The organism is Roseomonas sp. TAS13, assembly GCF_001950415.1.
In the GTDB taxonomy this organism is placed as follows: Bacteria; Pseudomonadota; Alphaproteobacteria; order Acetobacterales; family Acetobacteraceae; genus Roseomonas; species Roseomonas mucosa.
Genome location: NZ_BDLP01000250.1, coordinates 1 through 6,511, shown reverse-complemented (window position 1 = coordinate 6,511; position 6,511 = coordinate 1). Strand labels below are relative to the sequence as shown.

Annotated in this window: 7 protein-coding genes; 3 read left to right on the top strand and 4 right to left on the bottom strand. The window is 69.7% G+C overall.

The genetic code is table 11. The annotated features are described in order from the left end of the window. The 4 genes from ROTAS13_RS17020 to ROTAS13_RS17005 form a co-directional block, all read right to left on the bottom strand. Window positions 1–939, bottom strand: a 939-nt coding sequence (locus tag ROTAS13_RS17020) for an ABC transporter ATP-binding protein (RefSeq protein WP_371329200.1), incomplete at its 3' end; no start/stop codon positions are given. Next, window positions 936–1,826: an ABC transporter permease gene (locus tag ROTAS13_RS17015; protein ID WP_075822927.1), complete on the bottom strand. Its 891-nt coding sequence runs from the start codon at window positions 1,824–1,826 to the stop codon at window positions 936–938. The genes ROTAS13_RS17020 and ROTAS13_RS17015, both read right to left, overlap by 4 nt. 11 nt (window positions 1,827–1,837) lie before the next feature. Continuing rightward, window positions 1,838–2,788 carry an ABC transporter permease gene (locus ROTAS13_RS17010; protein ID WP_075822926.1) on the bottom strand — a complete coding sequence of 317 codons (951 nt, stop codon included), beginning with the start codon at window positions 2,786–2,788 and terminating at the stop codon, window positions 1,838–1,840. Window positions 2,789–2,820: 32 nt separating this feature from the next. Next, window positions 2,821–4,476, bottom strand: a complete 1,656-nt coding sequence (locus ROTAS13_RS17005; protein WP_075822925.1) for a peptide ABC transporter substrate-binding protein — start codon at window positions 4,474–4,476, stop codon at window positions 2,821–2,823. 51 nt (window positions 4,477–4,527) lie between these two features. Between ROTAS13_RS17005 and ROTAS13_RS26440 the strand changes: the two genes are divergently transcribed. The 3 genes from ROTAS13_RS26440 to ROTAS13_RS16995 form a co-directional block, all read left to right on the top strand. Continuing rightward, a complete protein-coding gene (locus tag ROTAS13_RS26440; protein ID WP_126281915.1) occupies window positions 4,528–4,782 on the top strand; it encodes a hypothetical protein in 255 nt (84 codons plus the stop codon). 46 nt (window positions 4,783–4,828) lie between these two features. Next, window positions 4,829–5,974, top strand: coding sequence for an FAD-dependent monooxygenase (locus ROTAS13_RS17000; protein ID WP_075822924.1), 1,146 nt, complete (start codon window positions 4,829–4,831; stop codon window positions 5,972–5,974). Continuing rightward, window positions 5,974–6,511 (top strand): IclR family transcriptional regulator (locus tag ROTAS13_RS16995; RefSeq protein WP_075822923.1); only part of this gene is annotated, 538 nt, incomplete at its 3' end. The genes ROTAS13_RS17000 and ROTAS13_RS16995, both read left to right, overlap by 1 nt.

Here is a 6,511-nt window from a genome sequence, read left to right as displayed (position 1 = left end):
GCCCGGCGGCGGGTGGCGCGGGTCCGGCACCTGCCCGGGAATGGCGAAGAGCGGCTCGCGCCGCTGCCCCGCGAGGTCGAGGCGCGGCACGGAGCGCATCAGCCCGGCGGTATAGGGCATGCGTGGGCTCCGGAAGAGCGGCAGCAGTTCCGCCTGCTCCACCACCCGGCCCGCATACATCACCATCACCCGGTCGGCGATCTCCGCCACCACGCCGAGATTGTGGGTGATGAAGATCATCGCCATGCCGGTCTGCTTCTGCAGCCGGGCGAGGAGTTCCAGGATCTGCGCCTGGATGGTGACGTCCAGCGCCGTGGTCGGCTCGTCGGCGATCAGCAGCTCCGGCCCGCAGGACAGCGCCATGGCGATCATCGCCCGCTGCCGCATGCCGCCGGAAAGCTGGTGCGGATAGGCGGACAGGCGCCGCTTCGGATCGGGGATGCCGACGAGGTCCAGCAGCTCCGCCGCCCGCCCTTCGGCGGCGCGCCGGCCGACCCCCTCATGGAAGCGGATCGCCTCCGCGATCTGCGCGCCGATCGTGTGCACCGGGTTGAAGGAGGTCATCGGCTCCTGGAAGACCATGGCGACCTTCGCGGTGCGCATCGCGCGCATCTCCTCCTCCCGCAGGGCGAGGAGATCCACCGTGTTGCCGTCCTTCCGGCGCAGCAGCACCTGCCCCTCCACCCGGCAGGCGGGGGCGGGCGGCGTCAGGCGCAGCAGGGCCAGGCTGGTGACGCTCTTGCCCGAGCCGGACTCGCCGACCAGGGCCAGGGTCTCACCCCGGCGCACCTCGAAGGATACGTCCTGCACTGCCGGCAGCGCGCCGAAGCGGACGTTCAGCCCGCGCACCTCCAGCACGTTCTCCGCCGGCATGGCTCCCGGCGCCGGGCCTGCCGCCGCGCCGGTCTCCGGCGCGGGAAGGGTGGCGGATCGGGTCACCGCCCCGCCGCCCGCGGGTCCAGCGCATCGCGCAGCCCGTCGCCCAGGAAGTTGAAGCAGGTCACCGTCAGCGCGATCACCGCTCCGGGGATGATGGCGAGCCATGGGGCGCTGCCGAGATAGGTCTGCGCGTTGTCGAGCATGTTGCCCCAGCTCGGCGTCGGCGGCTGGATACCGTAGCCGAGGAAGCTGATGTAGGATTCCGCCAGGATCGCGTGCGCCACGTTCAGCGTGGCCGAGACCACGATCGGCGCCAGCGCGTTGGGCAGAAGCTCCCGCAGCATGATCCGCGTGTCGCCCGCGCCGCTCGCCTCCGCCGCCACGGCGAAGTCGCGCTCCCGCAGCGCGCGGATCTGTGCCTCCACGATGCGCGCCACTTCCATCCAGGCGGTCAGCGCGATCAGGACGATGATGCTCACCACATCCGGCTGCACGAAGGCCGCCAGGGCCAGCAGCAGGAAGATGCTGGGAAAGCAGAGCATCGCATCGACGAAGCGCATCAGCACCGCCCCCACCACCCCGCCATAGAAGCCTGCGACGAGGCCCACGCTGATGCCGATCAGCATCGACAGCGCCATGGCGGCGAAGCCGACGGCGAGCGAGATGCGCCCCGCCATCAGCAGCCGCGCCAGCGTGTCGCGGCCGAGCTGGTCGGTGCCCAGGACATGCGGCCCGGCGAAGGGCGGCGCGAAGCGGGCGCGCAGGTCGATATACAGGTCGTCATAGGGCAGCAGATGCGGCCCGAAGGCGCAGAGCAGCACCAGGACGAGGATGGTGACGGCGCCGAACAGCGCCAGCCGGTGCCGCAGGAAGCGGCGCAGCGCCGGGTTGCCGGCGCGGCGGGCCGGGGCGGCGGCCAGGGGGGCAATCGTGGCATCGCTGGGCATGGCGCAGCCGCCTATTTCAGCCGCAGGCGCGGATCGGCCACGCCATAGAGCAGGTCCGCCATCAGGCTGCCCAGCAGCACCAGCACCGCGGTGAACATCAGGATGCCCATCACCACCGGATAGTCGCGGTAGCTGATGGAATCGAGGAAGAGCCGCCCCATGCCCGGCCAGGTGAAGACCGTCTCTGTCACCAGGGCCCCGCCCAGCAGGTTCGGAAGCTGCAGCCCGGCCACGGTGATCATCGGCAGCAGCGCGTTGCGCACCGTGTGGTGCAGCAGGATGCGCCGCTCCGGGATGCCCTTGGCCCGGGCGGTGCGCACGAAGTCCTGGTGCAGCACGTCGATCATGGAGGAGCGCATGTAGCGGCTCCAGATCGCGGTGGAGACCAGGGCCAGCACCAGGGAGGGCGCGATCAGGTGGTGCAGCTGATCCAGGAAGGAGCCGTCGCCCATCGTGTAGCGGTTGCCCGCCGGCAGGATGTCGAGATGCACCGAGAAGATGAAGATCACCACCAGCCCGAACCAGAAGGTCGGGATGGAGAGCGCCACCATGGAGCCCACCGTCACCAGCATGTCGAAGAAGGAGTAGCGCCGGATCGCGCTCAGCACGCCGAGCCAGCAGCCCAGCACCATGGCGATCAGGGTGGAGGTGACCATCAGCTCCAGCGTCGCGCCGAGATGCGAGCCGATCACGGCGAGCACCGGCTGCTGGTCGCGGTAGGAACGGCCCCAGTCGCCCACCAGCATCCGCCCCAGCCATTCCAGGTACTGCACCGGCAGGGGCCGGTCGAGGCCGAGCTGGCGCTCGACGCGGGCGATGTCCTCCGGCGACATCTCGCCGCCCGCCATGAACTGCGACATCGGCCCGCCGGGCGCCAGGTGCAGGATGGCGAAGCCGATCATCGAGACCAGCAGCAGCAGGACCAGCGACTGCAGCAGGCGAAGGGTGAGGTAGCGCCTCATCGGGCGCCGCGCCCCGTCTCAGCCCCCACCGCTCAGCGAGCCCAGTACCAGGTCGCGATGTTCCAGCAGTTGGACTGCACGTTGATGTTCGGCTTGTAGCCGACCAGCCCCTCCTTGAGTCCTTCCACCGGCGCGGGCTGGTAGATCGGCAGGATCGCCAGGTCGTCGCGCACCAGGACCTGCACCTTCTGGTAGGCGGCGCGGCGTTCCTCGCGGTCGAAGGTCGCCGTGGCTTCCTCCAGCAGCCGGTCCACCTCCGGGTTGGAATACTGCATGGTGTTGGAGCCGGCGCCGCCCTTGGCAGGGATGGCCTTGCTGCTGAAGCGATAGGCGCAGTCCGGGTCGTTGCCAGTCTGGTAGGTGGCGGAGACCAGCACCGACTGGTACTTCGACATGGTGAAGAACTCGCCCCAGATCACCGCCGCCGGCATGTTGGCGATCTTCATCGAGGCGCCGATATTCTGCCAGTCCTGTGCCAGGAGCTGCTGCACCTGCTCGCGCAGCGGGTTGCCGGCGGTGGTGGAGGAGTTGAACTCCAGCCGTACGCCGTTCTTCTCGCGGATGCCGCGCGCGCCGCGCTTCCAGCCCGCCTCGTCGAGGATCCTGTTGGCGGCCGCGGGATCGTAGCGATGCGCCGGCAGGTCCGCGTTGTAGGCCCAGGACTGGCGCGGATAGAAGGATTCCGTAGGCTTCGGCAGACCGTAATAGACGATGTCGGTAATCGCCTGCTTGTTGATGCCGTGATACAGCGCCTGCCGCACCGCCTTGTCGGCCAGCGCGGGGAATTCCAGGTTCGGCGCGATCGCCTCCACCTGTTGGCTGGGATTCACCGAGAGCACGAGGCCCTTCAGCTTCTTCGCCTCCTCGTAGAAGTTGGCGAGGATGCCCTGGGTGCCGGCATGGTCGATCTGCCCGGTTCGGAACTGGGTGTAGAGCACCGTCAGGTCCGGGATGTACTTGAAGACCAGCCGCTCCAGATACGGGCCCGTGCCATGGTACCTGGTGTTGGCCAACAGGGTCAGGTGGTCGCCCGGCACGCGTTCGCCCCAGCGGAAGGGGCCGGTGCCGACCGGCGCGTTGCTGAAGGGTGCGGTGTTGGGATCGGAAGCCGAGGCCAGCAGGTGCTTCGGCACGATGAAGGTCCAGGCCAGCAGGGAGAGATAGGGCGAATACGCCTTCTCCATGCGCCAGGAGATCTCGTGCGGCCCCTTGATCGTGATGTCGCGGACGAGATTGGCGCCCAGTCGCGTCCTGGCCCGGAAGGCCGGGTTGTTCAGAAGGTCGATGGTGAACTTCACGTCCTCGGCGGTGAAGGGCGTGCCGTCATGCCAGGTGACGCCCTCCTTCAGCCTGATCGTCCAGGACAGCCCATCCCTGGAGATGCCGCCATTCTCGACCGAGGGCACCTCCTTTGCCAGGGCCGGCGTCAGGTTGCCGTCGGGATCGACGCCCCAGAGCGGGTCGAAGAGGTTCCACCAGACGCCCTGGTCCACCTCGATGGCGGGCATCAGCGGGTTGAAGACGGTGGGTTCCTGCGACAGGCCGACCACCACCTGCCCACGTGGCGCGGGCGGCGGCGGCGGGACGTTCTGCGCCCGCGCGCCGGTCACGGCGAAAGGCAGTGCGGCACCCGCCCCGAGAAGGAGGCGGCGCGGCAGGCCGAGGCTGTTTTCGCGCGAGCGAGACATGACGGATCCCCATCCGTTGCTTCGCCGGCGACTGGTCAGGCTCCCGAAAGCTTGGCCGCCCTTTTCCCGTGGTTCCTGAGGCAGGAAATCCCGGCCGGCGTTGTTGGGGTGGAGCTTGGGCGTGGTGTCGCCGGCCTGTCAATCCGGCCGCACGCTGCAATTCCGTTCAACCGGGGTATGCGCCGGAAGCTTTCCGCCCGTTTTCCGCTCAACCCGCCAATGTTGTTAGCAGATGCACAAAACGAAAACAGGCTTGACCCGGCGCCGCTCATGATGAACATATCTGATCTATTCATTCAAATATGAACAACGGCGGCCAAGACAAGCCGTCTTATCCCGGACAGGAGCGGACATGCCCGGTTCCCCCATCGGCATCATCGGCGGCGGCATCGGCGGCCTCGCTGCCGCCATCGCGCTGCACCGCGCCGGGCGCGAGGTCCTGGTCTTCGAGCAGGCGCGCCGGTTCTCCCGCGTCGGCGCCGACATCAACCTGACGCCCAACGCCGTGCGCGCCCTGGACGGGCTCGGCATCGGCGCGGCCCTGCGCGAGCATGGCGCCCGCCCCACGCACCGCGTCAGCCGCGACTGGGACACGGGCACGGAAACCTCGGTCCTGGCCATGTCCGGCGAGGCGGAGGCGAAATACGGCGCCCCGCAGCTCACCCTGCACCGCGCCGACCTGCTGCGCGCGCTGGAGGAGGCGCTGCCCGCCGAGTGCATCCGCCTCGGCCAACGGGCCACCAGGATCGCGCAGGACGCGGCGGGCGTGCATCTCGCCTTCGCCGACGGCACGCGGGCCACCGTCGCGGCGCTGGTGGGCGCGGACGGCATCCATTCCGTGGTGCGCGCCGCCCTGTTCGGGGAGGAGCAGCCGCGCTTCACCGGCGTGGTCGCCTATCGCGCCGTGATCCCGCGGGAAAGGCTGGACCTGCCGGGGCTCGACCGCTTCACCAAGTGGTGGGGGCCGAATGCCGCGAGCCAGATCGTCACCTTCCCGATCAGCGCGGGGCGGGAGACCTTCATCTTCGCCACCACGCCGCAGGAAAGCTGGCGCGAGGAATCCTGGACCACGCCCGGCAGCGTCGAGGAGCTGCGCGCTGAATATGCCGGCTACCACCCCGAGGCGCGGGCGCTGCTGGCGGCCTGCGACAGCGTGCTGAAGACCGCGCTCTACGAACGCGACCCGCTCCCGTCCTGGTCGCGTGGCCGCGTCACGCTGCTCGGCGATGCCTGCCACCCGATGATGCCCTTCATGGCGCAGGGCGCCGGCATGGCGGTGGAGGATGCCGTGGTGCTGGCCCGCTGCCTGCACGAAGGCATGGCCGACATCCCCGCCGCCCTGCGTCGCTACGAGCGGGCGCGCCTGGCGCGCACCGCCGAGATCCAGGTGGCATCCCGCGGCAATGCCTGGCTGCGCGCCGGCGGCAATGCCGACTGGGTCTATGGCTACGACGCCTGGAACGTGCCGCTCGACACACCGCCCGCGGCGGCGGCCTGATGCCGGCCGAGATGCCGGAGGAAGCACCGGGGCACCTGATCTCCCCGGTGCAGCGTGCCGTCCGGCTGATGGAATACATCGCGGAGGGCGGCCCAACCGCGAATCTCAGCGAGGCCGCACGGCGCACCGGCATCAACCGTGCCACGCTGGCCCGGCTGCTGGACACGCTGGAATACGAGGGCGTGCTGGAACGGGCCCCGGGCGGCGAGTACCGCCTGGGCCTGCGCTTTCTGGGCCTCGCCGCCTCCGCCCTGGCCTCGCGCGACCTGGTTTCCCTGGCGCGGCCGGTGCTGGCGCGGCTGGCGGCGGAAACCGGCCTCTCCTCCTATCTCGTCGTGCTCAGCGGCGGCGAGGCGCTCTACCTCGCCCGCGAGATGCCGGACACGCCGCTGGTCAGCCATATCCGCATCGGCAGCCGCGTGCCGGCGCACCTGACCACGCCGGGCCGCGTGCTGCTCGCGCCGCTGCCGCCGGCGGAAAGACGGGCACGCCTCGGCTGTCTCTTGATCACATCTACGCACAGCCCCACCGTAAGGC

What these genes read in the sequence shown, in the direction of transcription:
- ROTAS13_RS17005 (WP_075822925.1), bottom strand. Translation starts at nt 4,476, where the DNA reads ATGTCTCGCTCGCGCGAAAACAGCCTCGGCCTGCCGCGCCGCCTCCTT.
- ROTAS13_RS17000 (WP_075822924.1), top strand. Translation starts at nt 4,829, where the DNA reads ATGCCCGGTTCCCCCATCGGCATCATCGGCGGCGGCATCGGCGGCCTC.
- ROTAS13_RS17015 (WP_075822927.1), bottom strand. Translation starts at nt 1,826, where the DNA reads ATGCCCAGCGATGCCACGATTGCCCCCCTGGCCGCCGCCCCGGCCCGC.
- ROTAS13_RS17010 (WP_075822926.1), bottom strand. Translation starts at nt 2,788, where the DNA reads ATGAGGCGCTACCTCACCCTTCGCCTGCTGCAGTCGCTGGTCCTGCTG.